This window comes from Paraburkholderia phymatum (assembly GCF_040965635.1).
GTDB lineage: Bacteria > Pseudomonadota > Gammaproteobacteria > Burkholderiales > Burkholderiaceae > Paraburkholderia > Paraburkholderia phymatum_B.
The window spans coordinates 441985-468905 of sequence record NZ_JBFRCH010000004.1 but is presented as its reverse complement, the minus strand read 5'-3'; the positions used below and the strand labels follow the sequence as shown (position 1 = coordinate 468905).

The following is a 26921-nucleotide window of genomic DNA, read 5'->3' as shown; positions in this document are numbered from 1 at the left end:
CGGTTTGCGGTTTGCGGTTTGCGGTTTGCGGTTTGCGGTTTGCGGTTTGCGGTTTGCGGTTTGCGGTTTGCGGTTTGCGGTTTGCGGTTTGCGGTTTGCGGTTTGCGGTTTGCGGTTTGCGGTTTGCGGTTTGCCGTTTGCCGTTTGCCGTTTGCCGTTTGCGGTTTGCCGTTTGCCGTTTGCCGTTTGCGGTTTGCCGTTTGCCGTTTGCCGTTTGCGGTTTGCCGTTTGCGGTTTGCCGTTTGCCGTTTGCCGTTTGCGGTTTGCCGTTTGCCGTTTGCCGTTTGGCGCTTTCGCATCGCGCGGCCCGACTTCCGTCGGCATCGCGCGACAGCCGGCCCAGCGACTCATTGTAGCCAGCGTCAAAAAAGAGCATTGGAGATCCCAAAGCCGGTTCGTGCCACTGTCGTGCGGGCCGCTTTACTTATATCCTAGCGAATCGCTTTTTCTGGCTTCGACGTCGACGTTCATGACCCGCTCCCGCATTCCCACGCCGCGCCCGATGCATCGCAATCTGCCGATGCTGCTGTTGCGCGCGCGCGAACTCATGATGGCGCGCTTCCGTCCGCTGCTGACGGCGCAGGGACTCACCGAGCAGCAGTGGCGCATCATTCGCGCGCTGCACGAAAACGGTCCGCTGGAGCCGCGCCAACTGTGCACGCTCTGCACGATTTCGAGCCCGAGTCTCGCCGGCGTGCTGGCGCGCATGGAGGATCTCGGTCACGTGACGAAGGAGCGCTTCGAAGACGATCAGCGGCGCGTGCGCGTGTCGCTGACGACGCAGAGCACGGAGGTCGTCGAACGGATGGCGCCGCTTCTGGAGGCCGAATATCGCGCGCTGGAAAAGCAGGTCGGCGCGAAGATCGTCGACGATCTGTATGTGGCCGTCGATGCGCTGATCAACGAATTGGCGAAAGGCGAGGAAGGCGAGCCGGAGTAGGAAGCGTGCGGCCGCCGCTCGATGCCACAGCGTAATGCTTCGCCAACACAGTTTAATTGTCTGGGAGCCCGTCCAGCCGCCCACGGCCACCCGCGCGGCCGACCAATATGCCGGCAAGAATCGAAACAGGCGTCACGCCCCATACGACGTCTGGCCAGAACGACTCGCCGCCGAGCGTGCTCACGTCGATGCACCACCAGGCCACGATCTCCAAGCCGATCACCCAGATAAAGGCCGCGGCCAGTATTCCTCTCGCCATGCTATTTGTTATTGCCGTGCGCGGCGTGCGCCGGTTGAATCGCGGTGACTTCTACTGCTTTCATTCAATCGTGCTCCTGATGCTTCCGGACTGCCAATGATCTGGATGGCCCCGAACTGGGGAAACACCCGGGCACGATTGTATTGAAGCGGCCCCGCGCAAGATCTCAAAAACGGGCGGCCTTTATTCCCCCATCCCTTCGCTAGCGGCATCGATCAGGCTCAGCGACACAGCCGGATCATCGACCTTCTGGATCGCCAGCAGCGCAAAGCGCGCGAGAAACAGCGGCGCATGCGCCTCGCCCAGTTGCGTCATCGTTTTGCACAGCTGCGTGTAGACGACATCGAGTTCTGCATCGGTCATCGCGTTCTCCATTCGTTCAGTCAGTTGATCAGGACAGCGCGCGCGTGATCGCCGCTTCGATATCGACGGCGCGCGCATTGCGCCAGCGGCCCAGCACGTGCCCATCGGGACGCACCAGATACACGGTCCCCGGCTTCGCGTCGTATCGTTCGAACAGACGACCCGTGTGATCCCACGCGTGCACGCCGTTCGTCTCGGGATGCAGGCGCGCGCTGAGCGGCACGATCCTGAACGGCACGCCGCGTTCGCGCATCGTTTCGGCAAACCCGGTGAACCCGGCAGGCACATCGCCTTCGTCGCTGAAGCACAGCGCAGTGAAACGCGGGCTGACGAGATCGGTCAGATGCGCTTCACGCGCATGCCCGCCTTCCGCGATCGTCACGGGATACTCGGACAGCACCGCGCCCGGCACAGGCCCTGCAGCGTACGCATCGGCATCCGCAACATTCAGCGGCGAGTTCACGTACGTGATCGCCGATGTCTGCCGCGGATTGATCAGCGACCGCAGGCCCGGATGCCTGACGGCAAGACTCAGCACGGCGTTACGCATCAGATCGAACGCGAACGAAGGCGGCGCCATGAACTCGGTGCTCTTCGTGCCGTAGCTCAGGTTCTCATGAGTCGCGGCGACGCGTTCGTCCGAATAGCTGTCGAGCAACGCCGGCGATGCGAGTCCCTTCACGACAAACGCGAGCTTCCACGCGATGTTGTCCGCATCGTCGATGCCCGAGTTCGCGCCGCGCACGCCGAAGATCGGCACCAGATGCGCGGCATCGCCCGCGAACATCACGCGGTTGTGCCCGTAGCGTTCGAGCGTCAACGCATTGGCCTTGTAGATCGTGATCCAGATCGGCGCCCACGCGCCCTTCTCCCCCATCATGTCGAGCAGGCTTTGCACGCGCGGCATCACGTTTTCAGGCTTCACGGCCTGCTCGGCGTCCTCGCCGTCGCGCAACTGATAGTCGATGCGCCACACGTTGTCGGGCTGCTTGTGCACGAGCACGGTCGAGCCTGGATTCGACGACGGATCGAAGTAAGCGAGACGTTCCGTCGGACGATCGCTGTCGAGTTCGATATCGACGATCACATAGCGCCCTTCGTAGCTCGTGCCCTGCAATTGCAGCCCGAGCGCCTCGCGTATCGTGCTGCGCCCGCCGTCGCAAGCGACGACCCAGTCGGTGTCGAGCGCGTAGTCGCCATCGGCTGTCGAGAGTTGCAGCGTGGCGCCGTCGTCGCGCGCATCGATCGACTTCACGCGCGTCTGCCAGCGAATGTCGATCAGATCGGCGCGCTTTTCCGCTGCATCGAGCAGGAACTGTTCGATGTGATATTGCGCGAGGTTGACCATCGGCGGCAGCTTCTGGTTTTCATCCTGCGGCATCGTGAAGTGCAGCACTTCCGTGTCGCGGTAGAAGCTGCGTCCGCCCGTCCACGGCAAGCCCGTCTTGAGGAAGCCTTCGACGGCGCCGAGCCGCTCGATGATCTCGAGACTGCGGCGCGAAATGCAGATCGCGCGGCTGCCGTAGCAGACGGAATCGTCCGCTTCGATCAGCACCGATCGCACGCCATGGTTCGCGAGACCCAGCGCGACGGCAAGGCCAACGGGCCCGCCGCCGACGATCGTCACGGCATGACGCTTCGCGTCCACGCCCTGCTTCAGTTCGGGCACACGCGCCTTGTATTGCTTCGCGGTGAACGGATAGGGTTTGAATTCCTTGTTCATTTGATGCTCCAGATTCATTACCTTCAAGCGGCCTGCGTACGCGGCGCTTCGCGTTTGTCCATCGGCAGCAGCACCACGACGATCGCGCCGATCACGAGCAACGCCGCCGAATACAGCAGCCCCGCCGAGAAGCTGCGCGTCGCGTCCTTTAGCCAGCCCACCACGAGCGGATTCAGCGCGGAACTGATGTTGCCCGTCGCGTTGATGACGGCAATGCCGATGGCCCGCGCGCGGAAGCTCAGTGCATGATCGGGCGTCGTCCAGAAGATCGACATCGCCGTGTACGAACCCGCCGACGCGAGGCACACGCCGAGCATGCGCAGCGCCGGATTCGGCGACCAGGCCGTGCACAGCCAGCCCGCTGCGGAGAACAGCATCGGCAGCATCAGGTGCCACTTGCGCTCCTGCTTGCGGTCCGAACGGCGGCCCCACCAGATCATCGCGACGATCGTGCACACCTGCGGAATCGCAGCGAGCAGGCCGATCGTGCGATTGCTCGCATCGGCGCTGAAGCTCTTCACGATGAGCGGCGTCCACACGGCGACCATCGCGAGCGTATTCACGAGGCAGAAGTAGGCGATCGCAAACTTCACGACGGCGGGCGACAGCAGTTCGCTGACGATGCTTTTGTCGCCGCCCGATTGCGCGGGCACGGTTGGGTCGTTGCGGTGTTCTGCGGCGAGCGTCGCTGCGAGCGTGCGCTTTTCTTCCCCGTCGAGCCAGCGCGCGTCTTGCGGACTGTCGTGCAGATACGCGTAGACCACGAGACCGAGAATCGCCGATGGCAGGCCTTCGAGGAGGAAGAGCCACTGCCAGCCCTTCAGTCCGAACGTGCCGTCGAGTGCGAGGATGAAGCCCGACAGCGCCGAGCCGACGGCCGCCGTCACGGGCATTGCGATCATGAAGAGCGCGTTGGCGCGCGCACGGTACGCGGCGGGGAACCAGTAGGTCAGATACAGCAGAATGCCCGGCAGGAAGCCCGCTTCCGTCACGCCGACCAGCACGCGCAACACGTACAGCGTGCCGGGGCTCGTCGCGAACATCGTCGCCGTCGATGCGAGTCCCCACGCGATCATGATCGTGCCGATCCATCGACGCGCGCCGACGCGCGCAAGCACGACATTGCTCGGAATGCCGCACGCGATATACGCGACATAGAAGAGCGTGGTCGCGAGGCCGAACTGCGTGCTGGTGAGTCCCAGGTCCTTCATCATCGTCAGGCCGGCGAAGCCGATGTTGATGCGATCGAGGAACGAGAAGAAGAACAGCACGAACAGGAACCACAGCAGATGCCGCGATACCTTGGCGATCACGGACTGTGGCTGCGCTTGCTGCGCGTGGGTCGCCGGCGATGCATCCAGTGCACCGGCTCGCGAGGTGGATTCCATACTGATGTCTCCGATGGTCACGCTATCTCGGACACCAACGGCCCGATGCAATCGCTTCAACGGACCGCTATTCGAAGATCGGCGACACGTGGCGATGCGTCGCAGTATGGAGCGCGGCGTTGCGCCGCCTGTCCTCAAAATGGGTACAACTCATGCCCCGCGCGGGCCTGGGGGAAACGCGGATAGGTCAGCGGCAATTAAAGTCTTGCGCGGATTTTTGAGGGCATGCAGCAGTTGGGGCGCAATCGGCCAGGAACGGACATGCGCCGTAGGCGCAGATCGACGAAAAGTCACCCGTCACTTGCCTATTCCGCGATTCAGATTCCGAGTGCGTGACTCGATGTCCCGATCTCACCACAGAAAAGATCCATCCCCCCATCCCAAGGAACCGCTCGAACCACAAACGCATAGTTCCCCCCGACAAGCATGTCGTACGCAATGGGTGCGCTCTTCGAAAATCGCCACGGCCCGGCCGGCGTATCGCTGACGGGTCTGAGGGTTTGGTTCATCGCATAGGCGGGTTTGTCCGCGTGGCTTGCACACGATCCTTCATAGATAAATGTGTAGACGCGCAGAGGACGGGTTGTCGTCCGCGACACACCGCTGATGGTGAATAGAAGAGACGTCTCGCTCCCCTGCGACGCGAGCGAGACACTCCCCGTCTGACCTGCATTCTGCGCGGATGCGCGCAAGGGAACGTTGACGGCATCGGCGGCTTGGCCCGCCGCGGCACCCATGCCGCACACAAGAACGGCTGCAAGCGCAAGCCAGTGTTGCCACTTCATATCCCGTACTCCCGTGTACGTCAGCGGGTCGAACCTGATCGCCTTGCAGGTTCGTCTGTTAAGCGTAGGCCATCGTGGCTTGCTGGTACAGGATAAGTCGTGAGCAACGAATCGCCGATTCCCGACAATCCGCGACGAATCGAAAACAGGCCGGTGGGAAATTCGAGCGAAAAGCGCGAGCGGAAAACGTCAGGCCTTGCACGGCCCGACGCACAGCGCGAACAGTTGCCGCTGGCTCGAAATGCCGAGCCGCCGGAACGCGCGCTTCTGATAAGTGACGACGCTCGTTGCCTTGATGCCCATCGTGTCGCCGATTTCCTGCGCGGTGCGCCCTTCGAGCACGCCCGTCAGCACGTCGAGCTCGCGCTTCGACAGCTCGGGACAGAGGCCGCGCACGCGCGCGAGCATCAGATGCGAGATCGCCATGTCGCGCTGCCCGCAGATCGCATAGTGATGCTTCGCCGCGTGCGCGATCAGCGGCGCCATCGCTTCGATCAATGCGATTTCGCGCGGATGGTAATTGCCGAAGCGGCGGTCGCGATACAGGTTCACCGACAGCCAGATATCGGGTGTCGGCTGCACGAGCAGCGACACGCGGTCCGACACGTTCGGCTGCTGATAGCAGGCGGCCCGGTACGCTTCGTTGAGAATGTCGTCGCTCGTCTGCTGATGCAGCACGAGCGTCGAGCCGGGCCTGTCGTTGCGTGCCGACGAGACGATCTTCTGATTGCCGTCGAGCGCGTAGAAGTGGCGCGCGTAAGTATCGGCGACATCGCGCAGAAAGCGACCACCGCGATGATCGGCCACCGACACGGTACGCGGCCGGTTGCCGAACTCGTACGCGAAGATCGTGCATTGCGAAATCGCGGCGATATCGCCGAGCAGCTTCAGCACTTCGGCGGCGAGCGCGTTCGAGTCGTCGCTGCCGATCGACGAAACGAGCCCCGTCGCGCGGCTGAGATCCAGCTGCCCTTGCGAAACGGGACGGTCGAGACGCCATGAACGCATGATCTATTGCTACTAGAAGCGGCGAGAAGACGGAGTAATCACACCATTTTAATCCGGGCGCCGCGCGCGCATACGCGAACGCGGCTATCGCGTCCGATCCGCTGCAGTCGCGGCCACCGCGCTCGCGGTGCGCGCACAAAGAATCAGTCCGAAAGCGAATGAACTTACGCGTCGCTTTTAAATTGCCTACAGTGAAAACCTCGCACATGCGCGCCGTCTTTTTTGGACCTGGCGCGCATGCCTCGCGTGCCGCATCGCAACATCCTTCGGAGAGTGAGATATGGCGACCTGGAAACCCGATCCGACCTTCTATCCTTCCGCCCGCATGGCGGGCAGCGCGCCGAAGGAAACCGTCGCGTATGTGGCAAGCTTCGATCCGTCGCGCGAGACGCCCGACGAGCTCGCCGTCGTCGATGTCGATCCCGACTCAGCGGACTACGGCCGCATCGTCAGCAGCGTGCCGATGCCGAACACGGGCGACGAACTGCATCACTTCGGCTGGAACGCATGCAGTTCATGCTTGTGCCCGAACGCGCCGCATCCGCATACGGAGCGCCGCTATCTTGTCGTGCCTGGGCTGCGCTCGTCGCGCATCCACATACTCGATACGAAGCCCGACAAGCGCAATCCGCAGATCGTGCGCGTGCTCGAACCCGCCGAAGTCGCGAACAAAGCGGGCTATACGCGGCCTCATACCGTGCACTGCGGGCCGGCCGGCATCTATGTGGTATCGCTCGCGAACGCGCAGGGCGAAGCGCCCGGCGGCATCTTTCTGATGGACCATGAAACGTTCGATATTCGCGGCCAATGGGAAATCGATCGCGGCCCGCAGCAGATTTCGTACGACGGCTGGTGGCATCTCGGCTACGACACCGTCGTAACGAGCGAATGGGGCCTGCCCGCGACCTTCGAAAACGGCCTCGTGCCGGAAGTGCTGCTCGGCGGCCAGTACGGGCATCGCCTGCACTTCTGGGACATGAACACGCGCAAGCACAAGCAGGTCGTCGACTTCGGCGCCGAAAACCAGTTGGTGTTCGAACTGCGTCCCGCGCATGATCCGACCAAGGCCTATGGCTTCGTCAATTCGGTGATCAGCCTGAAGGACCTGTCCGCGTCGATCTGGACGTGGTATCGCGAAGGCGATCAATGGGCCGCACGCAAGGTCATCGAGATTCCCGCCGAACCCGCCGACGCTTCGCAGCTTCCGCCGATGCTCAAAGGCTTCGGCGCGGTGCCGCCGCTCGTCACGGACATCGCGCTGTCGCTCGACGACCGCTTCCTGTACGTGTCGTGCTGGGGCACGGGCGACCTGAAGCAATACGACGTCTCCGATCCGATGAGGCCTGAACTGACGGGCACGGTGCGCATCGGCGGCATTGCCGCGCGCGCGACGCATGCGGGCGCGGGCGGCCGTCCGCTGAACGGCGGCCCGCAGATGGTCGAAGTGAGCCGCGACGGCAGCCGCGTGTACTTCACGAACTCGCTGTACGGCGCAATCGACGAGCAGTTCTACACGGAAGGCATCGACGGCTGGATGGTCCGGCTCAATGCGGACAAGAGCGGCGGGCTCACGGTCGCCGACGACTTCTTCGTCGACTGGCCGAAGTCGCATCGTCCGCATCAGATACGGCTCGAAGGCGGAGACGCGTCGTCGGATTCGTATTGCTATCCGTGAGCGCAGGCGGCAGCGAAAGGCGAGCGCGATGAACGGCGTATGGGCAACCGTGATCGGCAGCGGGATTTTCCATGGCGTGAATCCCGCGATGGGCTGGCTCTTCGCCGCCGCGCTCGGGCTTCAGCACGGCAGCCGCAAGGCGCTGCTGATGGCGTTGCCGCCGCTCGCGCTCGGGCATGCCGTGTCCGTCATGTTCCTGACCACGTCGGCCGTCGCGCTCGGGCTGTTTGCGCACACCGAACATCTGCGCGTGTTCATGGGCGCGCTGCTGATCGCGTGGGCCGCGTATCACCATTTCTACGGACACCGGCAGCGCGTGCGCATCGGCATGACGGCGGGCTTCGTCGGACTGGCGCTGTGGTCGGCTGCCATGGCGACGATGCACGGCGCCGGCCTGATGCTGCTGCCCGCGCTGTTGCCGTTATGCGGCGCGGGAATGCCCCTCGGCAGCTCGCTCGAATCGGTCGGACAGGTCACGGCCGTGCATACCGTCGTGACCCTCGCGACGGCTGGCGCGATCGCGCTCGCGGCCTATCAGTACCTGGGGCTCGGCATGCTGCGGCGCGGCTGGATCAATTTCGACTGGCTCTGGTGCGGCGCGCTGACCTTCACGGGCGCGCTGCTGATCGTCAACGGCTAGCCGTTCCGCACTGCGCGCCCGCGTCCCGAAAAGCCTCACCTTTGGCTACAGTGCCGTGCGGATTGCGTGGCAACTCACCATCGCGTGGCTCCCGAATAGCCTCACCACAAGCGCATTCGTGAGCGCATCGGCATCGGGCAGACTCACCGTTGCGGCAATTGTCAAAGGCTCCCGTATTTCCTCACCTCAAGACGGTTTTGCCCCTTTCTTCACGGAATACGTCGAGCGGAACGCTACTCGTACTCCGAGTACTTGCGCGAATCGCCGCGCACCTTGTGCGCCGGATACTTCGCGCGATTCAGCTCGATCTTCTCCAGCACGGCCGCATACAGATCGACGTCGAGACGATCGGCGAGCATCACGAGGTACGCGAGCACATCGGCCATCTCGTGACGGATCGCCGCGAGCTTGTCGTCGGCGAGTTCGCTCTTTTCGCCCGACTCGAGCCACTGAAACGGCTCCAGCAATTCGCTCGCTTCGACGCTCAACGCCGTCGCCAGATTCTTCGGCGAATGAAAGCGCGACCAGTCGCGCTCGCCGACGAACTGCCGTAAAAGATCGCGCACCGCGACGAGATCGCTGCTGCGTTCCTTCTCCATACGGTCACTCCACGAAAAACTTCAATATAGCGATCATTGTCCGGCGCGGCTGAGCGTCAGCCGATGCACGGGCGTGCCCGGCAGAAACGACGCCTTCGCGCCGCGCACCCACGCTTCGTGACCTGCGAGGAAATACGGCGACAGCGGATTGCCCGACTGTCCGCCCGGCATCTCGAAGATGCCGGTCTGCTCGCGCCCCGGCGACACGATCATCCTTTCCGATGCACCGAAGCTCGGCGCCTGCACGCGCGGCATGTTGATGTCGCCGGGCAACGGATCATGCGGCGCGCCGAGCCAGCCGCGCACCCACGGCAGCCACGCGGGCACCATGCGCGCGAACGGGTGCTCGATCGCGGCGCGGTTGCGTTCGCCCCAGCGCGCATCGTCGATTGCAACGTCCGCGGGCAACTGCGCGATCGCATGATCGATCCGGTCGAGCACGAATGTGCGCCAGTCGATAAAGCCATCGGGCACCCATGCGTGATGCTCGGCGAGCGTCTCCATCACTGCTTCGTAACGCGAACTCGCGACGCGCAAGCCGAGCGGCGCATTGCCATCGCCACCGCCCGGAATCGCGCTCGCGAGATCGGCGTCGAGCCTGCCGAACCACGCGTCGTAGAGCGAGAAGAAAAAGCCGCGCGTGAGCCGGTAGCCGACGGCATCGGCATCCGCGCGGCCATTCCACGCGAGCAGTTGCTGCCGGAACGCGAGGCGCTGCGGATGGCCCGCGAGCGCGCTGGCGTCGAGCGCTTCGAGCGCGACGCGCCGCCACGCGTCGATCCATTGCGCGCGGTCGTCGGTCTGGATCGACAGCATCGCGCGTTCGTCGGGGCTCGGCGCCGCGAGCAGATCGTCGCGTATCTGCGACGCGCGCGCGCCCAGGTCCGCGCCCGCATCGCCGATCAGCGCCGCCTCGTCCGACATCAGCGCGCGATTGTTCGCCGTCCACAAGCGGCCGAGCGGAGGGTCGATCCGCTTCGGATACGACGCGGGCGGCAGATAGCGCTGCCAGCCGTTGTAGGTTGCCGGATCGTATGGCGTGTCGCTTTCGGCGCCGCTTTTCGCGTCGCTCGCGTCGCGTTGCGGCAGCGGACCCGCCAGCGTCCAGCCGATGTTGCCGCGCGAGTCGGCGACCATGAAGTTCTGTGTCGGGATGCCGCTCGTCTGCGCGACGTGCAGCGCGTCGTCGATCGTCTTCGCGTCTTCGAGCCTTTGCAGATTCAGGTTCACGGCCTCGCGGTCGTGCGCGACCCAGCGCAGTGCATATGCGCGCGCGCCGACGTCAATTTGCGGCCCCCAGCGCGTCTCGATCACGGGCAAGTCGACGCTCGCGCCGCCCTTCACGCCGATGATCTCGTGATGGACGTCCGCTCGCGTCCATGCGCCGTCGGGCGCGCGGTACTGCAACGGGTCGGCGGAATTGCGATGCAGCTCGATCAGATCGATGTAGCGCCCGTAGCTGTTCGTGAAGCCCCACGCAATCTTGCCGTTGCTGCCCGCGATCACGAGCGGCGTGCCCGGCAGGCTCACGCCCGTCAACGCATGCATCGGCTGGCCGTCCTCGGCGGGCCACGTCAGCGACACGCGATACCAGATGTTCGGCAGCGACAGCCCGAGATGCATGTCACTCGCGAGGATCGCGCCGCCACGCGCGCTGTGCGCGCCGTCGACGACCCAGCCGTTGCTGCCCACAGCCGACCCGTTCGCGCCCGCGTCGTCGCGCCCGTCGCTCGCGTCTCTCGTGTCGCTCGCGTCTCTGGCGGCGCTCACGGGCTTCGTCGCCGATAGCCAGTCCGGGCGCGTCGCGGGAATCCGGGCGGGCTCGACGGGCGGCGTCGACGCGCTATCGAGCGGCGCGTCCCAGTGGCTCGCGGCGGGCAGCAGGAACGCGTACAGATCGGCGGGCACGCGCTCGCGCAACACGGCGCGCGCGAGAATGCGCCGCGTCTCGAACGATTGCAGATCGAAGTACATCGCATAGACGACCAGCAGCGAATCTTCGGGCCGCCACGCTTCGGGCCGCGTGCGCAGCATCCAGTACTCGAACGGCCGCGACGACAGCGCGGCGAGCCCGGCATTGACGCCCGCCGTATAGCGTTCGGCGATTTGGCGCTGATCGGCGGGCATCGCCTCGACGAGCGCGTGCGCGCGGGCGCGAAAACGATGCAGGCGGTTGCGCCTGTCGAGATCGAGCGCATTTGGGCCAATCAGCGCGGACACCTCGCCCGCCGCGACGCGCCTGAGCAGGTCCATCTGAAAGAAGCGGTCCTGCGCGTGCAGGAAGCCGGTCGCATACGCGACGTCGGCGCGCGACGCGCCGTGTATCGTCGGCACGCCTAGCGCGTCACGCTCGATCGTCACCTTCGCCGACAGCGACGGCGCGCGCTGCGTTCCATCCAGTTGCGCAAGACTGCCGCGCAACAGGAGCCAGCCGCCGAGCAGCGCCGCGCACAGCAGCGCGACGACGATGCCCGCCAGCGCGAGCGCGGCGGTCCCGACGGTTCGACCGATTGATTTACCCGAGAACTGGCTTTCGACGGCGCGGCGACGGCTCATTGTTGGCTGATCGTTTGGAATTCGCTGGGTTCAGGGATCGAGGCGTCCGCGCATTGTGCACGAAGCCGTTTGCACTTTCTCTTACGGTCGTGACGAAACTGCGCTCTCTCCAGCATGCTGGATTTTTGATCCAGTAGCAGGACGCTCGTGCACCGCCGCGCGCGCCGGCGCGGCGTCGCGCAGCAGCTGATGGCGGCCGCCGACGCCGTGGCCCGCGACGAAAGCAAGACGGTGCTCGTGCTCGACACGGCGACGGGCGGCGACGCCGAGCGCCTGTATGCGCGCGCGGGCTGGCAGCGGGTCGGCGAGGTGCCGAAGTACGCGTTGATGCCGGATGGATCTTTCTGCGGAACGACCTTCTATTACAAGCACCTTTAGCGCGGCGCGGCCGAAGCGGGAAGTCGATCTTCGACAAACGTTTGCGAATTTGCGAAAACAGCCCTTAATCTTTTCCGCCGCGCGCCGTTATCGCGAGAGCATTCCCACTACTCGCAGGCGACATGGCCAAGACCATTCCGTTTCCCGGCGGCAACCAGGCGGCGCGCGCGCGGCAGGCGAAGGCATTGCTGTTGCCGATTCCGCGCAGCATGGCTGCCGAGTTGATCCTGCCCGTCCACATCGCGCTCGACGCGCTGCGGCGCGGCGCGGGCAGCAAGAGCGCCGCGCAGACGCTCACGCAGACGATGCTGCTCGCCGGCTTTCTGTGCGATCTCGGCTACGGCGAGATGACGTACGACCAGTTGCGCACCGCCGATCAGGCAATGGCGGCCACGTTCGATCACGGCCGCGCGACGGACGAATGGCGTCTCGACGAAGCGCACGTCGAATTGCTTGCGCACATCGTCAGCACTTACGACGCGCAATTGCAGCGCGCGCCGCTCAGCGCGCTGACGGACGCAAGCGCCCGCCTCGACCGCATCATCGCGAACGGCAGCGCCGAGCCGACGCTGCGCAAACAGGCCTGACAACGACGGCTCCCTGCTCCCGAACCTTCTCACCGTTGGGGTCGGAGCGCATCGACAGCGGCAAGCGCACATTGCCTGTATCCTCTGCTGTTACTGACACGCCGCGCGAGCGGCCGCACCATCACTGCAACCATCTTGTATTGGACGGGAGTGAGCGCCAACTCCCGTTGACCGCGGAAAAACTGCATAGGTCCGGAAGTAGGCGCTAAAGCGCCAACTCCCGTTGACCGCGGAAAGCTGCATGGGTCCGGGAGTAGGCGCTAAAGCACCAACTCCCGTCGACCGCGGAAAAACTGCATAGGTCCGGAAGTAGGCGCTAAAGCGCCAACTCCCGTTGACCGCGGAAAGCTGCATGGGTCCGGGAGTAGGCGCTAAAGCGCCAACTCCCGTCGACCGCGGAAAAACTGCATGGGTCCGGGAGTAGGCGCTAAAGCGCCAACTCCCGTCGACCGCGGAGAGGCTTCATGACAGACGACAAGCGCAACCCCGAAAACATCGATCCCGATCTGCTCGAAGTAGCGCGCGAAATATTCGATTGCGCGCGCCGCGGCGAAGCGAACATGCTCGCCGCTGTCATCGAGAAAGGCGCGCCGCCGAATCTGCGCAACGAGAAAGGCGACAGCCTCGTGATGCTCGCCGCCTATCACGGTCACGCCGATGCCGTGCGCGTGCTGCTCGAACGCGGCGCGGACCCGAACCTGCGTAACGACAACGGACAGACGCCCATCGCGGGCGCGGCGTTCAAGGGTTTCAAGGACGTCGTCGAGACCTTGCTCGCGCATGGCGCGGACGTCGAAGGCGCGTCGCCGGATGGGCGCACGGCGCTGATGATCGCCGCGATGTTCAATCGCACTGAGATGGTCGAACTGCTGCTCGCGCATGGCGCCGATCCGAACGCGCGCGACGCGAACGGCGTCTCGCCCGCCGACGCCGCGAGCCGCATGGGCGCGCCCGACACGGCTGCGCTGCTCGCGAAGAAGGCGGGCGCATGAAGCTCGCGGGCAAGAGCGTGGCCGTCGTCGCGCCTGCGGGCATGCCTGATATGGCGCACGTCGAGCACAGCATCGCGCTGCTCGAAAGCTGGGGCCTGCGCGTGCACGTGGGCACGCATGTGCGCGACCGCTACCGCTATCACGCGGGCAAGCACGAAGACCGCGCCGCCGATCTGCACCGCGCGCTGACCGATCCTTCCGTCGATATCGTGTGGATCGCACGCGGCGGTTACGGCAGCGTCTATTGCCTGCACGCGTTGCCGCCTCAAGTGCCGTGCGCGAAAACAGTCGTGGGCTTTTCGGACGCGACGGCGCTGTTCGGCGCGCTGCACGGCATGCCCAATGTGCGCGTCATCCACGGTCCAACCTTGAACGGGCTCGCGACGAAACACGACGACGCATCGCGCGACAGCATGCTCGCCGAACTGCGCGAAGAACGCGCCGCGCCTGTTCCGCTGCAACGTCTGCACGGTTCGGGCACGCCGCGCGTCGAAGGTCGTCTTGCGGGCGGCAACATCACCGTGCTCGCCAGTCTTGCGGGGACGCAATGGCAGGCGCGCTGCGACGGCGCAATCGTGCTGCTCGAAGACGTGACCGAACTCGCGTATCGCATCGACCGAAGCATGATGCAGTTGCGCGAAGCAGGCGTGTTCGATGGCGCGCGTGCATTCGTGCTCGGCGATTTCATCCGCTGTCCGCTGCCGGACAATGCGGACTTCACGTTGCACGACATGCTCGTCGATCTGCTCAAGCCGTATGACGTGCCGATCTATGCGGGCTTTCCGTTCGGTCACGGCACGCGCAATCATGCATGGACGTATGGCGCGCACGCGGTGCTCGAAGGCGAGCAACTGGTTCGCTAGCGGGCCAGTTGCGCGAGAACGCGCTTGACGATGTCGATGTCGGGCGCGTCTGCTGCGTCTGCTGCGTCTCTTGCATTTGCCATCAGCGACTCGCGCGCGCACCACGGATACGGCAAGCGGCTCGCCCAACGCAACAGGCTGTCGGCGGATGCTTTCGGCAACGTCGCCATCTCTTCGATCGTGATGTGCAGCCGTGTCAAGCATCGCGCTTGCGAATCGCCTGTCCAGTCGTAGCGGCCGTAACCGATGCGCGCCGCGCCCGTTCCCTTTTCCGTCATGCAGACGAGCCAGTCGCATGAGAACTCGCGCTGCCCATCGACGGGCATCGCGCCGACACAGAACGTATAAACGTTCTCGTACTTCTGCGCGAAATCGCTGACCAGCACCGATGCAATCGCATCGCGACCGTGTGCCTGCTGCGGAAACGCGATGGCCGCTGTCTTCACGGTCATTGCAAGCGATGCGTCGTGCGCGAACGCATCCGTCAGTAGATGCGGGCGATTGCCGTCTTTCGCGTATATGTACGATTCGATTGCGTCTTTGAGATGGGCCATCGGTCAAACCATGTCGATAAGAGCGGGCCGATCAGTCTAAGCCCTTCGTGTCGTTGCGCCTCGCTTGCCCTTGCCGCCGGCACGGACTCTCGCCTTCTCTCGAATGCCACGCGCATTCTGTGCACGACATGACACAACTTGACGAAACGGGCGTTGCACGTGAAGCGCTCGCGTTCGACAATGCCTCTTCCTTGCCGCGGTCCCGCTCGCGCACGCATCCCACAGTTCGAACACGCGCCCTCGATGAACTCCCGCTTCGGTCGTCTCACGCGCATCCATTCCTTCATACCGCTTGCCGGCGCGACGCTGATGCTGGGCATCGCGATGTCGTTCACCGCGCCGTATCTGTCGCTGTTCGGCGTCGAGCAGGCGGGCATGACGCCGTTGAAGCTCGGTCTGTTCATGACGCTGATCGCAGCGAGCGGCGTCATCGCAAGCGCGTGGGCCGGCAAGTGGTCCGACAGGCATGGACATCATCGCGGGTTGCTGCTCGCGGCATTGATCGCGGCATCGCTCGGCTTTCTGCTGCTTTGTTTCGTGCGCAACTACGCGGCGCTGCTGGCAATCGGCGTCGCGTTTCTCGGTGCGGGCGGCTCGGCGATGTCGCTGGTGTTCTCGTTCGCGCGCGCCGCGCTGCCAGTGCGCGACGAAGCGGAGCGCGCGTTTGCGCTGGCGACGCTGCGCACGGTGTTGTCGATGGCGTGGGTGTTCGGCCCGTCGGTTGGCGCGCTCGTGCTCGCGGGCGCGGGCTTCTATGGGCTCTTTCTGTTCGCCGCCGCGAGCTTCGCCGCATGCGGCGCGATCGTGTGGCGCATGCGCGAATCGCCCGCCGGCGACCCGCACAGCGCGCCGACACATTACGCGGGCGACCCTGCCTCATCGCTCGAGGTGACGACGCCCGAACCTGCCGAAGCGCCGCCGCCCTCGCCGCCTCATATGCCACCCCATGCACCTGGCACGCAGCGGCAAATCGGACGCTCCACCGTCGCGCTAACCTTGATCGGTCTTGCCGCCAATGCAACGATGATCGTCCTGCCGCTTTATGTCGTGCACGGCCTTAAGGGCACGCGGATCGACGTGTCGATCATGCTCGGCCTCGGCGCGTTCCTCGAAATTCCGATGATGCTCGCGCTCGGCGCGCGCGGCTCCACGCTCAACAAGCTGAACTGGCTCGCGGCCTGCGCCGCCGTGCATGTCGTGTACTTCATTGCCGTCGCGGCAGCGGGCACGGTCAACGTGCTGATTCCGATGCAGGCGTTCAATGCGTTCGTCGTGGCCGTCACATCGTGTCTCGGCATGACGTATATGCAGGACTTGATGCCGCGCTCGCCAGGCGCGGCCACGGCGTTGTTCTTCAACGCGTCGCGGGTCGGCTCGATCCTGTCGGGCGTGTTGTCGGGTGTGCTCGTCGCGGGCCTTGGCTATCGCGGGACGTTCCTCGTCTGCGGATGCCTCGCGCTCGGCGCGCTCGTCCTGTTCGCCGATCCACCGTGGAAGCGCATCGCGCAACGCATGCGCGACGCGTGGGACGACTGGCGGCATCCGGCGCAATGAGCACGCGATCCGACGATGCACCCGCCGCATCGCCGACGCGCCAGCGATGCAACACCTGTCACGCGCTCCCGAAAACCCTCACCTTCAAGCCAACACGCCCGCTTGTGAGCAGCCTCGATCGATGAACAGTAGAATCGGATGGAGCCTTCGCGGCGAGGTCCGGCAGGACGCACAGGCTCGGCAGTCGACCCATACCAGGGATACCAGCAGGAAAGCACGGCACGTCACGCGATAGCTCGCGGCGCGCCCCTTCGCCAGGGAGATCTCATGAAGGTGCTCGCTGTTCACCCAAGTGGCCTGATGTACACGCGCGTCTATCTGCGGCTCGAGCCGCTCGGGCTCGAAACCGTCGCGGCCGTGATACGCGAAGCCGGACACGATGTCCGCCTGATCGACCTTCAGGTCGAAACGCATCGCGATCTGTACAAGCTGATCCGCACGTGGCGCCCAGACGTGGTCTGCTTTTCCGGCAACTATCTCGCCAACATTCCCGAGATCATCGATCTGTCGAAGGCCGTCAAGGCGCAGCAGCCGGCGTGCTTCGTGTTCGTCGGCGGACATAGTGCGTCGTTCACGGCGAAGGACATGCTCAGGCACGCGGACGGCGCGATCGATTGCGTGCTGAAGGGCGAAGGCGAAGCGAAGGTCGTCGAGTTGCTCGATGCCGTTGCGCGCAACGACGATCTCTTGCACATTCCGGGCATCGTCACGCGCGAATGCGAAGGGCCGCCGCCCGGCTTCACGGAAAGCCTCGACCACATTCGTCCGGCGCGCGATCTGCTGCGCCACCGGCGCAAGTACTTCATCGGCGTGCTCGACCCGTGCGCATCGATCGAGTTTGCGCGCGGCTGTCCGTGGGATTGCACGTTCTGCAGCGCGTGGACGTTCTATGGGCGCAGCTATCGTTCGCGCAGCCCCGAAGTCGTCGCCGATGAACTCGCGTCGATCCGCGAACCGGGTGTGTTCATCGTCGACGATGTCGCCTTCGTGCATGCGGATCACGGCATGGCGATCGCAAGCGAAGTGGAACGACGTGGCATCCGCAAGAAATACTATCTGGAGACGCGCGGCGACGTGCTCTTGCGCAACAAGGAAGTCTTCGAGCGTTGGCGCAAGCTCGGTCTGCAATACATGTTCATCGGCCTCGAAGCGGTCGATGCCGAAGGGCTCAAGGCGTTTCGCAAGCGCATCGACGTCGGCAGGAATTTTGAAGCGCTCCGGTTTGCGCGCTCGCTCGGCATCACGGTCGCGGTCAATCTGATCGCCGATCCCGATTGGGACCACGAGCGGTTCGAAACGATCCGGCAATGGTGTCTGGAGATTCCCGAGATCGTGAACATCAGCGTGAACACGCCGTATCCGGGCACGGAAATCTGGCTGCGCGAACAGCGCCGACTGACGAGCCTCGATTACCGGCTCTATGACATCCAGCACGCCGTGCTGCCGACGAAGCTGCCGCTACCCGAGTTTTACGGCGAACTGGTGCGCACGCAGCAGGTGCTCAATCGCAAGCATCTCGGCTGGGGCGCGCTTTATCGTGCCGCAAGTGAAGCGGCTTCGCTGCTGATGCGCGGTCAAACGAATTTCGTGCGGATGCTGTGGCGCTTCAATTCCGTCTTCGATCCGGATCTGCAACTGCGCGATCATGCGCGCGAAGTGCGCTACGAGATGACGCCGCCGCCCGCGCAGACGCCCGAACAAAGCAACGTCAAGGTGCTTTACGTGCATCGCCCGACGGGACGCAAGGGCCGCAAGATCGACGACGCGACGGAAACGTTCGTCGATCAGAGCCGCATGGGTGCAGGTTAGCGTCAAGCCAACCGCGTGCGTTCAATCGCTTAGAACGGCTCCTTGAACGGCCGCAGATCGATCTCGTGCGTCCACGCGGATGGGTGCTGAAGATGGATCTGCCAGTACGCCTCGGCGATCGCATCGACGTTCAGCAGACCGTTCTCGCCGCGCTCGGTCGCCGCCTGCGGACGTGCAGTGCGCAGACGCTCGCCGTCGATGCCGCCGTCGATCACCACATGCGCGACATGCAGCCCGAGCGGCCCGAATTCGCGCGCCATGCTTTGCGCAACCATCCGCAGCCCGGCTTTTGCCGCTGCAAAGTGCGCGAAACCGGGCTTGCCGCGCAGACTCGCCGATGCGCCCGTGAAGATCACCGTGCCGCGTCCGAGCGGCGCAAGCCGCCGCGCCGCCTCGCGTCCAACCAGAAAGCCGCCGACGGGCCCCGAGCGAAGGAAGTCCTCCATCTGCTCTTGCGTCAGATCGCGAAACGGAACGTAGCGGTTGTTGCCGACGTTGTAGACGACGAGCGAAGGCACGTCGATATCGTCGGGCGGCGACATCGCCTTGTCGAACAGACGCATGACGTCGGCTTCCGATGCGCCGTCCATCGCGAACGATTCCGCCGATTCGCCGCGCCCCGCGATGTGTTTCGTCACGGCATCGAGCTTCGCCTGCGTGCGGCCCGCGACGATCACGTGGTATCCGTTCGCCGCGATCTTTCTGCACAGCGCCGCGCCCAGACCGAGTTCGGCGCCTACACCGATCACCAATGCGCTATTTCGCTTCATCGCGTCTCTCCGCTGACGTTCTTCATTGTCTGCGCACCGTGCAGCACGGCGCATTGAAACCGTCGCGCGATTATAGGCACCGAACGCAAACGGCTGCCGGCGAAACGACACGCGCGGCAGCGACCGCATTTCCGATCGGCGAGATGTCGAAGCGGCCGCCCGCCATCGCGGACGGAGTCAGGGCTCGGGGTTGTCGAGGTCCGACCTCACGACTGCTTCGCCATGGCGCTGCGCGGCCTCGCGCGCCTGATCGCCGTCGATGAACGGCCCGATATCGGGCGCGCCCGCAAAAGGGAACAGCAGCCGCCCGTCGGTTTTGCGCACGACCTTCAACTGCCCCATGTACGAGCCGTCCGTCGTGCGGCGGTAGGTGGCGTAGATCTGATAGTCGTCCGGCGACTCGGGTTTCGAGGCCACAGTGTCGCGTGCTTTCGGGAAAATCATCCGTGGCCTTGTCATCTTGCAACTCCAAGGTTGAATGCCCGTCTCGGCTTGTTGCAGGCATTTCGGTGAAATGGCGCAATGTCTCGCGTGACCTCGCGTGACAGGTGCGGGGCGCGCACATTGCGGTTCGGTTCATGCTGTACTGCTGCTCGGAGCGTCGATGCGCAGTCGGCGTCAATGCACATTGGCGCCGCCGCCCGGCTTGCCGATGCCCGGCAAGCGCTGATCGCCGCGGGCGCGGCCCGGATTGGGGACGCCCGTGTCGGATGCGGCCGCGCCCGTCATGCCGGGCGTCGACGACTGTTGCGGCTGCGGCGTCTTCAGTTCGCCGGAAGTGACGCCAGGCGTCGACATCGCCTTGTCGCTCTGCGTCGCGGGATGCGAGTCTGTCTGCGCGTAATAGGCCACGGGTGCGACTACGGTCGCGACCGCCGGCGCCGCGACGGACGCACCGGCAAAGATTGCCGCTGTCGCGCCGCCTGCAATGGAAAGCGTGTTCACGACATGCTCCTTTGTTACCCCTGTCCGGAAACGCTCAGCAAACCTCGTTCCGCTTTGTCGGCAGCGCTTCGCGACTGGGCCTGGCGGCTGCGCCGGATGCGCGGATTCGCATGCACGTTCATGCGTAATCCGCGATCGTCAGCGCGAGCGGCACACGCTTCAGCCGGGAACGATGCATGCTCGAATACATGCGATGACGCAGCGAAACGGCTGCGCATTTGCCACATCATTCGAAAAAGGGGAACGCCATGCCACTGAAGAGAGGCACATCGAAGGAAACCGTCTCGCACAACATCAAGACGGAAAAGAAGGCGGGCAAATCGCAGAAGCAGTCCGTCGCGATTGCGCTGAATCAGGCGCGCAAGTCCGGCGCGAAGATTCCGAAGAAGAGCGAGAAGTAGGCTCGTATCGTTTGCTCGAGACGCGGGCGGAGCGATCGGCCCGCGTGACGCGCCGACGGCTTCGGCGAGCGAGCCCAGCCGGCGGCGCCTTTTTCTTTCCAGCGCCCTTTCCAGCTTTCTTATCTCTTACGCAAGACGCGAAACGCAAGACGCGGCGCTACCGCGTGCGCTCCTCGTCGTACTCCGGACGCACGCCTCGCGGTAGCCACGGTTCCTTGCGAATGCACCACAGTTCGTAAGCCGGCTCGAACAGGCCCGTCTCGTCGAACGCGCCAAGCGGCACGTCGATTTCGTCGCGATCTGCGTACATCATGAACGCGACCGAGCCGCACGCCGGACAGAAGTGACGCCGCCCCTGCTCGGAGCTTCGCCATTCGCGCGTGCTGCCCGTAAAAGCGACGGCGTCACCGCGGAAAATCGCATACGAACCGAACGCCGATCCGTGCACGCGCCGACATGTCATGCAATGACACATGCCGACTCGTATCGGCGCGCCCTCCGCGCGAAACCGCACTGCGCCGCACGCGCAACCGCCTTCATGGATTTGCTGCTGGGACTCGTGACTCATCGTGTCCTCCATCAGGTGAAGCCTCATCCTGCTGCACGGAGGCAGTCGGCGTCAAACGTTGCCAACCCCACGAAATCCGGGCACTTGTACGGGTGCAAGGCCTATACTTCGGTAACGGTCGGGCCCGCTTTCTGCCGGCTCGCCGGCCACTTCACACGAGCGTATTGACGCCGGCTACGGACCCCGATGAGTGGATCTGACCGTCGCTAACCATTACTCTTCCAGCACCATGAGCGACGGCATCGAAAGCGCCCGCCGTGCGGGCGTCCTGCGTACCGGCGACCTGAGCGAACGCCCCGCGCGCGCACCCGACCATGCCGCCGAAGTGCGAACGCTGGTCACGGTGGCGAGCGCGCAAACGGGACGCCGCGACACGCTGCTGCAAGCCATCGCCGATGCCGCGCTCGCATCGTGCCGCGCGGGCAGCGCCGGCATCAGCCTGCTCGAAACGACGAGCGAAGGCGAAGCCATATTCCGCTGGCGCGCGGTCGCGGGAGCTTGCGCGGGCCTCGAAGGCCAGACGACTGCGTGGGCCGAATGCCCTTGCGGCGTGACGCTGCAACTCGGCGCGCCGCAACTGTTCGTCGATCCGCAGCGATACTTCACGGCCCTGGGCGATGCCGGCGCGATGATGACGGAAGGCATCATTACGCCGATTCCCTCCCGCAGCGCGGACTCGAAACAGCTAGGCGCGATCTGGGTCGCCTCGCACGACGACCATCGGTTCGACCGCGAGGACGTGCGTCTGCTCGGCAATCTCGCCGTGCTCGCGGGCGCGGCGTTGACGCTGCTCGATGCGCAACAGGCAGCCGAAGCGGAAGCGGCCGCCGCGCAACAGGCGCGACGCGCGCTCGAAGACGCGGCGAGCCGGCGCGACGAATTCATCGCAATGCTCGGCCACGAGCTGCGCAATCCGATGGCGCCCATCGACAGCTCGATCGCCGCGCTCAAGGTGCTGTGCGCGGGCGAAAAGCCCGCTAACGAAGTGCTCGCGATCGCGCAGCGGCAGATGCGTCAGTTGCGCACGCTCGTCGACGATCTGCTCGACGCCGCGCGGCTGCGCCACGGCAAACTCGCGATCAAGTACAGCCGCACGTCGCTGAACGAGATCGTGTATGACGCCGTGACGGCGCTCAAGCATCACATCGACGCACGCAAGCATCGACTCGTGATCGAAGGACTCGACGAGCCCGTTTATGTGCGCGCCGATCACGTGCGGCTCAGCCAGGTGGTCGGCAATCTGCTGTCCAACGCCGCGAAGTACACGCCTGCGGGCGGCACGCTGCGGCTGCGCGTGCAGGTCGATGCGGATAGCCCGGCCGTCGATCCCGAATGCGGCGGCATCGTGTCGATCGTCATCGAGGACAACGGCGTCGGCATGAGTCCCGACGCGCTCGCGCACGTGTTCGAACTGTTCGCGCAATCGCCGTCGAGCATGCGCCGCTCCGAAGGCGGCCTCGGCATCGGGCTCGCGGTCGCGAAGCGGCTCGTCGAACTGCACGACGGCACGATTGGGCTCGACAGCCTGGGCATCGGGCGCGGCACGATCGTGTCGCTACGTCTGCCGATTCTCGATCGCGAACCAGGGCTCGCTCCGGATCTGCCCGTCGTGACGATCGGCGCGCCGAGCCGCATTCTGCTCGTCGACGACAACGCCGATGCGCTCGACGCGCTGCACCTGCTGCTCGAACTCGAAGGGCACAATGTGATCGTCGCGCGCGGCGGACGCGAAGCGGTGCGGGTCGCCGCGAAGGAAATGCCCGAAGTCGGCATCATCGATATCGGCATGCCCGAGATGGACGGCTTCGAAGTGGCGCGCACGATACGCTCGAACCGGGACCTCGCGCATATGTTCCTGATCGCACTGACGGGCTATTCATCGGAATCGGACAAGTCGCGCGCGCTCGCGGCCGGCTTCGACTATCACCTGACAAAGCCTGTATCGATGGAACGGCTCGCCGATGTGCTGTCGCATCGCGACGGCAGAAACGTCAGCGGTCTTGTCTGATGTAATGCGCGATAGAGCGCAGGTGAGCCGGCGTGTGTTAATCGGCGTCACTTTCCCCAAGTCCCGCAAACCCTCACCTATCACCGCTCGGCGCGCTTCGACGCGCTCTTGATGCTGTCCGCAAAGCCTTATGGAACAAGGGTTTGCGACTGGTATCGGTGCGTGCACGAAGTGCTTCCGCCTCACTCCCGAATCTTCTCACCTTGATGGCATGCGCTTCAGCGAACTTGCGTTCCATTCGCAGACCCAGGTAAGGAACCGGCGAAGACGCGGTGACGTCCGCGCCGACCGCGACGACCTATGGTTCGCACGCGCAGTACGCAGCCGTCGATGCTCAACTGCTCGCGCACGGGCGCGACGAGATCCATGCGTCCGTAGAACGCGCAATCCATATGCATCAGCTTGCGCTGGATGATGTCGGGTTCGTCGAACGGCGTAATGCGAAACAAGACCAGGTCGGCTTCGCGGCGCGCGAGGTTGTAGCGACGCGAATCGGTGATCAGCTCGATCGACAACTGCGGATGACGCGCAAGAGACGCCGCGAACGCAGGCGTCAGCACGTGAATGCCGTACCAGTCCGATGACGAGACGCGCCCACGGCTCGTTTGCGTTGATCGTTGCGTGTGTGGATCGCGCGCGGTAGCGTGGCAAAGGTGAGAGCTTTCGGGAGTACGGCGTCTTGCGATTCGATAACCCGTAAAAGCTCACCTTTGAAGCGATGCGCGAGTTTTTCATGTGCGCTCGCATATGCGAGCCGAACGATTTACCCCTTGATTTAGCGCTGTTTTTGCGCTTGAGGTGAATCGCGTGTTGCGTCTGTCGATCACCATCGGCTCGGGTCCTGTAAAGCCTCACCTCAGCCGCGCGAACGCGTACGAGTCGCGCATTCAGCGAAGCACGCTCAGAACTTCACCTTCACCTGGAAGCCGATCGTGAACGGGAGGCGGTCGGAAGGAATCGGCGGAACGACGATGAAGTTCGCGCCGACGCGTTTATATTCGACCATCACAATAGGCGCGACGACGGGACCGATCGTGTGATCGTGACCGAGGCCCCAACTGCCGTAGTTATAGCCGGAGATAATCCCGCCGATCGCAGACAGGCGGATAACGCCCCAGTGCGCGAATTCGGGTGCCCAGACGGCGCCGCCGTACCATGACGGACGGCTCAACGAATTGCGAAACCCGCCCCCCGTCAGCGCCCATTGCCCGTTGAGCCAGCATTCGACGCCGAGTCCTGGATTGAACTGCTCGAAGTGCGTGCCCGGGTCCGGGTTGATGTGATACGACGCGAGCATCGCATCGACCCACACACCTCCACTGCACCAGTCCGCCGCACGCGCGCCCGACGCCCCCGTCAAACCGATGCCGGCTATCACACCCGCCACGCATGCACGACGTATCTTGTTCTTGATCTTTCCAAACGACATGTGTTCTCCGCAACCGGTTGCGCGCCGGCGTCATCGATGTCGCAATGAGTGTCGAATTGCTTTCCAGTCGCGCACTGTACCCCACAACCATGATGTTGATGTGGAGTGTGCGCTCGGAACGACAACGCGCTCGCAGACGCGCAACGATAGCGAAAGAACGATGACAGCCAGGTGAATGCGTTGAGCGCGCAATCACCCGGACGACATGCATGAGACTAAAGGCCGAGATCCGACAGCCCCGGATGATCATCCGGACGACGGCCGAGCGGCCAGCGGTACAGGCGTTCTTCTTCGCGGATCGGCTTGTCGTTGATGCTCGCGTGCCGATAAGCCATCAGTCCGTTCTCGTCGAATTCCCAGTTCTCGTTGCCATACGAACGGAACCAGTTGCCCGAATCGTCGTGCCATTCATAGGCGAAGCGCACGGCGATGCGGTTATCGGTGAACGCCCACAGCTCCTTGATCAGCCGGTAGTCGAGTTCCTTCGCCCACTTGCGCTGCAAGAACGCGACGATCTCGGCACGCCCCGTCGGGAACTCCGAGCGGTTGCGCCATTTGCTTTGCGGCGTGTAAGCGAGCGACACGCGTTCCGGCTCGCGCGTATTCCATGCGTCTTCTGCGACGCGTACTTTCTGGATGGCCGTCTCGCGCGTGAACGGCGGGACGGGCGGACGTCTTTCGATTTCGGCCATGATGTTTCCTCGTTGAACTGCGTCAGGTGGACCTTCGCCCGTTCGGCGAACGGGTGTTTTCACTTGCGGCATCGAGCAGATGCAAGGCGGCCGCGCGCGCATCGAGTGCCGCATCGGCGTCGCCGCTCACGAGCGCGACGCCAATCGCGCCGTCGATCAGGATCAGCCATTGACGCGACAGACGCGCCGCGCGCCGACTATCGCCGCCCGTCGACGCGACGTATTCGTCGCATTGCGTGCGCACGAATTCGAGCAGACGCTCCTTGTGTTCGCGCGCGACGACGCGAATCGGATCGTCAGGCGAAGCGATCTCGCCAGACGCATTGAGAAACGCGCAGCCATGAAACGATTCGGACGCAAACCATTCGCGCAATACATCGAACATCGCGAGCAGGCGCGCACGCGGATGCTTGCCACGGCGCAGCGTGCTTTCGCTGAACCACGTCATCCAGCGTTCGTCTCGCCTTTCGAGCGCGGCCGCCACCAGCGCATCTTTCGATTCGAAGTGCGTGTAGAAGCTTTTGCGCGCAGTACCTGACTGCCGGACGATCGCATCGACGCCCGTTGCGTGAATGCCGCCTGCGTAGATCAGGGCTTCCGTCGCGTCGAGCAGCCGCTCGCGGGCGCTCGTGATGGTGTCATCGGAAGTAGTCATGCGCGAAGGGTAGAACGATCATTCTCCTTCGTCAAGTTTTTGTGCGTTGTGAAATGTCCAGTCCGCTATCGGCGCGTTCGCGCGGCTTGCATTATCGTGTTGGATAATCGTTCAAAAGGATGAGTGTCATGAGCATCGTTTTTCGCCGTCCTGCGCTTGTTGCAGTGTGCGCTGCCGTGTTTGCCGCGACACTGGGCGCGTGCACGCCGCTGCAGGTCGTCACGCACACCGTCACGGCAACGGAAGCGCGAGTGCCCGCCGGCCAGTACAACCTCGATCCACATCACACGAGCATCACGTTCGACGTCGATCACTTGAAGTACACGCGCTTCACGATGCGGTTCGATCGCGTGGAGGGTCAGCTCGACTGGAAGGAAGGCGGGCTCGACAAGAGCCAGGCGACGGTGACGATCGACGCGGCGAGCATCGATACGCACGTCGCACTACTGGACAAGATGGTGAAGGGTCCGGACATGCTCGATGTCGAGCGCAATCCGCAGATCCGTTTTGTCAGCACGCGTTTTGAACGCACAGGCGAAGCGCGCGGAAAGCTGACGGGCGATCTGACGATACGCGGCGTGACGCAGCCGGTCACGCTCGATGTGACGTTCAACGGCTATGGACGCGATCCGCTGACGAAAGCCGATACGCTCGGCTTTTCCGCGGACGGCCGGTTCAGCCGTTCGAAGTTTGGTCTGACGACGTGGTATCCCGCCGTGGGCGATGACATTCACGTCGTCATTCAGACTGAGGCCGCGCGTCCGCCCGCGAGCTGAGCGC

General features: G+C 64.1%; 27 protein-coding genes and 2 pseudogenes. 13 read left to right on the top strand and 16 right to left on the bottom strand.

All coding sequences use genetic code 11. The features are described from left to right. The first annotated feature begins 469 nt into the window (after nucleotides 1–469). Together hpaR and AB4Y32_RS11745 are read left to right on the top strand one after the other, a co-directional pair. Entirely contained in the window at nucleotides 470–940 is a 471-nt protein-coding gene (gene hpaR, locus AB4Y32_RS11750; RefSeq protein WP_368721497.1) for a homoprotocatechuate degradation operon regulator HpaR, read from the top strand. Between the two features lie 107 nt (nucleotides 941–1047). Beyond that, nucleotides 1048–1299: a hypothetical protein gene (locus tag AB4Y32_RS11745; protein WP_368721496.1), complete on the top strand. Its 252-nt coding sequence runs from the start codon at nucleotides 1048–1050 to the stop codon at nucleotides 1297–1299. Between the two features lie 83 nt (nucleotides 1300–1382). Here the strand turns inward: AB4Y32_RS11745 and AB4Y32_RS11740 are convergent, their stop codons facing one another. From AB4Y32_RS11740 to AB4Y32_RS11720, 5 genes are all read right to left on the bottom strand, one after another. After that, nucleotides 1383–1562, bottom strand: coding sequence for a hypothetical protein (locus tag AB4Y32_RS11740; protein WP_368721495.1), 180 nt, complete (start codon nucleotides 1560–1562; stop codon nucleotides 1383–1385). Nucleotides 1563–1590: 28 nt separating this feature from the next. Then, nucleotides 1591–3285 (bottom strand): FAD-dependent oxidoreductase, encoded by a 1695-nt coding sequence (locus tag AB4Y32_RS11735; RefSeq protein ID WP_368721494.1) that lies wholly within the window; start codon nucleotides 3283–3285, stop codon nucleotides 1591–1593. A 23-nt stretch (nucleotides 3286–3308) separates the two neighbouring features. Next, entirely contained in the window at nucleotides 3309–4673 is a 1365-nt protein-coding gene (hpaX, locus tag AB4Y32_RS11730) for a 4-hydroxyphenylacetate permease (protein ID WP_368721493.1), read from the bottom strand. A gap of 317 nt (nucleotides 4674–4990) precedes the next feature. Further along, nucleotides 4991–5458, bottom strand: a complete 468-nt coding sequence (locus AB4Y32_RS11725; protein ID WP_368721492.1) for a hypothetical protein — start codon at nucleotides 5456–5458, stop codon at nucleotides 4991–4993. Nucleotides 5459–5647: 189 nt separating this feature from the next. Next, on the bottom strand, nucleotides 5648–6466 hold the full coding sequence (locus tag AB4Y32_RS11720; protein ID WP_368721491.1) for a helix-turn-helix transcriptional regulator: 819 nt from the start codon (nucleotides 6464–6466) through the stop codon (nucleotides 5648–5650). 280 nt (nucleotides 6467–6746) lie between these two features. Between AB4Y32_RS11720 and AB4Y32_RS11715 the strand changes: the two genes are divergently transcribed. Beyond that, complete coding sequence (locus AB4Y32_RS11715) at nucleotides 6747–8141, top strand: selenium-binding family protein (RefSeq protein ID WP_368721490.1); 1395 nt, start codon at nucleotides 6747–6749, stop codon at nucleotides 8139–8141. Between the two features lie 28 nt (nucleotides 8142–8169). After that, the gene (locus tag AB4Y32_RS11710) at nucleotides 8170–8781 is read left to right on the top strand and encodes a hypothetical protein (RefSeq protein ID WP_368721489.1); all 612 of its coding nucleotides are present in this window, start codon (nucleotides 8170–8172) and stop codon (nucleotides 8779–8781) included. A 233-nt stretch (nucleotides 8782–9014) separates the two neighbouring features. Here the strand turns inward: AB4Y32_RS11710 and AB4Y32_RS11705 are convergent, their stop codons facing one another. Both AB4Y32_RS11705 and AB4Y32_RS11700 read right to left on the bottom strand, forming a co-directional pair. Beyond that, on the bottom strand, nucleotides 9015–9380 hold the full coding sequence (locus AB4Y32_RS11705) for a nucleotide pyrophosphohydrolase (RefSeq protein ID WP_368721488.1): 366 nt from the start codon (nucleotides 9378–9380) through the stop codon (nucleotides 9015–9017). A gap of 33 nt (nucleotides 9381–9413) precedes the next feature. Beyond that, nucleotides 9414–11936 carry a penicillin acylase family protein gene (locus tag AB4Y32_RS11700; protein WP_368721487.1) on the bottom strand — a complete coding sequence of 841 codons (2523 nt, stop codon included), beginning with the start codon at nucleotides 11934–11936 and terminating at the stop codon, nucleotides 9414–9416. Between the two features lie 135 nt (nucleotides 11937–12071). Between AB4Y32_RS11700 and AB4Y32_RS11695 the strand changes: the two are divergent. The 4 genes and pseudogenes from AB4Y32_RS11695 to AB4Y32_RS11680 all read left to right on the top strand — a co-directional run. Next, nucleotides 12072–12314, top strand: a pseudogene (locus AB4Y32_RS11695) (GNAT family N-acetyltransferase); the annotation flags it as partial. Nucleotides 12315–12436: 122 nt separating this feature from the next. Then, on the top strand, nucleotides 12437–12901 hold the full coding sequence (locus AB4Y32_RS11690; RefSeq protein WP_368721486.1) for a hypothetical protein: 465 nt from the start codon (nucleotides 12437–12439) through the stop codon (nucleotides 12899–12901). 464 nt (nucleotides 12902–13365) lie between these two features. Next, on the top strand, nucleotides 13366–13893 hold the full coding sequence (locus AB4Y32_RS11685; protein ID WP_368721485.1) for an ankyrin repeat domain-containing protein: 528 nt from the start codon (nucleotides 13366–13368) through the stop codon (nucleotides 13891–13893). Further along, on the top strand, nucleotides 13890–14756 hold the full coding sequence (locus tag AB4Y32_RS11680) for an LD-carboxypeptidase (RefSeq protein WP_368721484.1): 867 nt from the start codon (nucleotides 13890–13892) through the stop codon (nucleotides 14754–14756). Before AB4Y32_RS11685 ends, AB4Y32_RS11680 begins: the two co-directional genes overlap by 4 nt. On the opposite strand, the gene AB4Y32_RS11675 is transcribed toward AB4Y32_RS11680, so the two are convergent. After that, on the bottom strand, nucleotides 14753–15310 hold the full coding sequence (locus AB4Y32_RS11675) for a hypothetical protein (RefSeq protein ID WP_368721483.1): 558 nt from the start codon (nucleotides 15308–15310) through the stop codon (nucleotides 14753–14755). The genes AB4Y32_RS11680 and AB4Y32_RS11675 overlap by 4 nt on opposite strands. A gap of 243 nt (nucleotides 15311–15553) precedes the next feature. On the opposite strand from AB4Y32_RS11675, the gene AB4Y32_RS11670 reads away from it, so the two are divergent. Then, complete coding sequence (locus AB4Y32_RS11670) at nucleotides 15554–16864, top strand: sugar efflux transporter (RefSeq protein ID WP_368721482.1); 1311 nt, start codon at nucleotides 15554–15556, stop codon at nucleotides 16862–16864. A 267-nt stretch (nucleotides 16865–17131) separates the two neighbouring features. Next, nucleotides 17132–18673, top strand: a complete 1542-nt coding sequence (gene hpnR / locus AB4Y32_RS11665) for a hopanoid C-3 methylase HpnR (protein WP_368721481.1) — start codon at nucleotides 17132–17134, stop codon at nucleotides 18671–18673. Nucleotides 18674–18702: 29 nt separating this feature from the next. On the opposite strand, the gene AB4Y32_RS11660 is transcribed toward hpnR, so the two are convergent. The 3 genes from AB4Y32_RS11660 to AB4Y32_RS11650 form a co-directional block, all read right to left on the bottom strand. Further along, on the bottom strand, nucleotides 18703–19443 hold the full coding sequence (locus AB4Y32_RS11660; RefSeq protein ID WP_368721480.1) for an SDR family NAD(P)-dependent oxidoreductase: 741 nt from the start codon (nucleotides 19441–19443) through the stop codon (nucleotides 18703–18705). A gap of 177 nt (nucleotides 19444–19620) precedes the next feature. Further along, complete coding sequence (locus AB4Y32_RS11655) at nucleotides 19621–19902, bottom strand: DUF6723 family protein (RefSeq protein ID WP_368721479.1); 282 nt, start codon at nucleotides 19900–19902, stop codon at nucleotides 19621–19623. A 159-nt stretch (nucleotides 19903–20061) separates the two neighbouring features. Further along, nucleotides 20062–20388, bottom strand: a complete 327-nt coding sequence (locus AB4Y32_RS11650) for a hypothetical protein (protein ID WP_368721478.1) — start codon at nucleotides 20386–20388, stop codon at nucleotides 20062–20064. A 248-nt stretch (nucleotides 20389–20636) separates the two neighbouring features. On the opposite strand from AB4Y32_RS11650, the gene AB4Y32_RS11645 reads away from it, so the two are divergent. Beyond that, a complete protein-coding gene (locus AB4Y32_RS11645) occupies nucleotides 20637–20789 on the top strand; it encodes a DUF6496 domain-containing protein (protein WP_177200307.1) in 153 nt (50 codons plus the stop codon). Between the two features lie 157 nt (nucleotides 20790–20946). Here AB4Y32_RS11645 and AB4Y32_RS11640 read toward each other — a convergent pair whose 3' ends face one another. Continuing rightward, nucleotides 20947–21357, bottom strand: a complete 411-nt coding sequence (locus AB4Y32_RS11640; RefSeq protein WP_368721477.1) for a GFA family protein — start codon at nucleotides 21355–21357, stop codon at nucleotides 20947–20949. Between the two features lie 229 nt (nucleotides 21358–21586). On the opposite strand from AB4Y32_RS11640, the gene AB4Y32_RS11635 reads away from it, so the two are divergent. Then, complete coding sequence (locus AB4Y32_RS11635; RefSeq protein WP_368721522.1) at nucleotides 21587–23365, top strand: hybrid sensor histidine kinase/response regulator; 1779 nt, start codon at nucleotides 21587–21589, stop codon at nucleotides 23363–23365. A gap of 350 nt (nucleotides 23366–23715) precedes the next feature. Here the strand turns inward: AB4Y32_RS11635 and AB4Y32_RS11630 are convergent. From AB4Y32_RS11630 to AB4Y32_RS11615, 4 genes and pseudogenes are all read right to left on the bottom strand, one after another. Continuing rightward, nucleotides 23716–23964: pseudogene (locus tag AB4Y32_RS11630) on the bottom strand (LysR substrate-binding domain-containing protein); the annotation flags it as partial. A 302-nt stretch (nucleotides 23965–24266) separates the two neighbouring features. Next, nucleotides 24267–24794: a hypothetical protein gene (locus AB4Y32_RS11625; RefSeq protein ID WP_368721476.1), complete on the bottom strand. Its 528-nt coding sequence runs from the start codon at nucleotides 24792–24794 to the stop codon at nucleotides 24267–24269. A 215-nt stretch (nucleotides 24795–25009) separates the two neighbouring features. Then, nucleotides 25010–25486, bottom strand: coding sequence for a nuclear transport factor 2 family protein (locus AB4Y32_RS11620; RefSeq protein WP_368721475.1), 477 nt, complete (start codon nucleotides 25484–25486; stop codon nucleotides 25010–25012). A 22-nt stretch (nucleotides 25487–25508) separates the two neighbouring features. After that, nucleotides 25509–26141 carry a TetR/AcrR family transcriptional regulator gene (locus tag AB4Y32_RS11615; protein ID WP_368721474.1) on the bottom strand — a complete coding sequence of 211 codons (633 nt, stop codon included), beginning with the start codon at nucleotides 26139–26141 and terminating at the stop codon, nucleotides 25509–25511. Nucleotides 26142–26269: 128 nt separating this feature from the next. Here AB4Y32_RS11615 and AB4Y32_RS11610 point away from each other — a divergent pair, with 128 nt between their 5' ends. Continuing rightward, the gene (locus AB4Y32_RS11610) at nucleotides 26270–26917 is read left to right on the top strand and encodes a YceI family protein (RefSeq protein ID WP_368721473.1); all 648 of its coding nucleotides are present in this window, start codon (nucleotides 26270–26272) and stop codon (nucleotides 26915–26917) included. The last annotated feature ends 4 nt before the right edge of the window (nucleotides 26918–26921 follow it).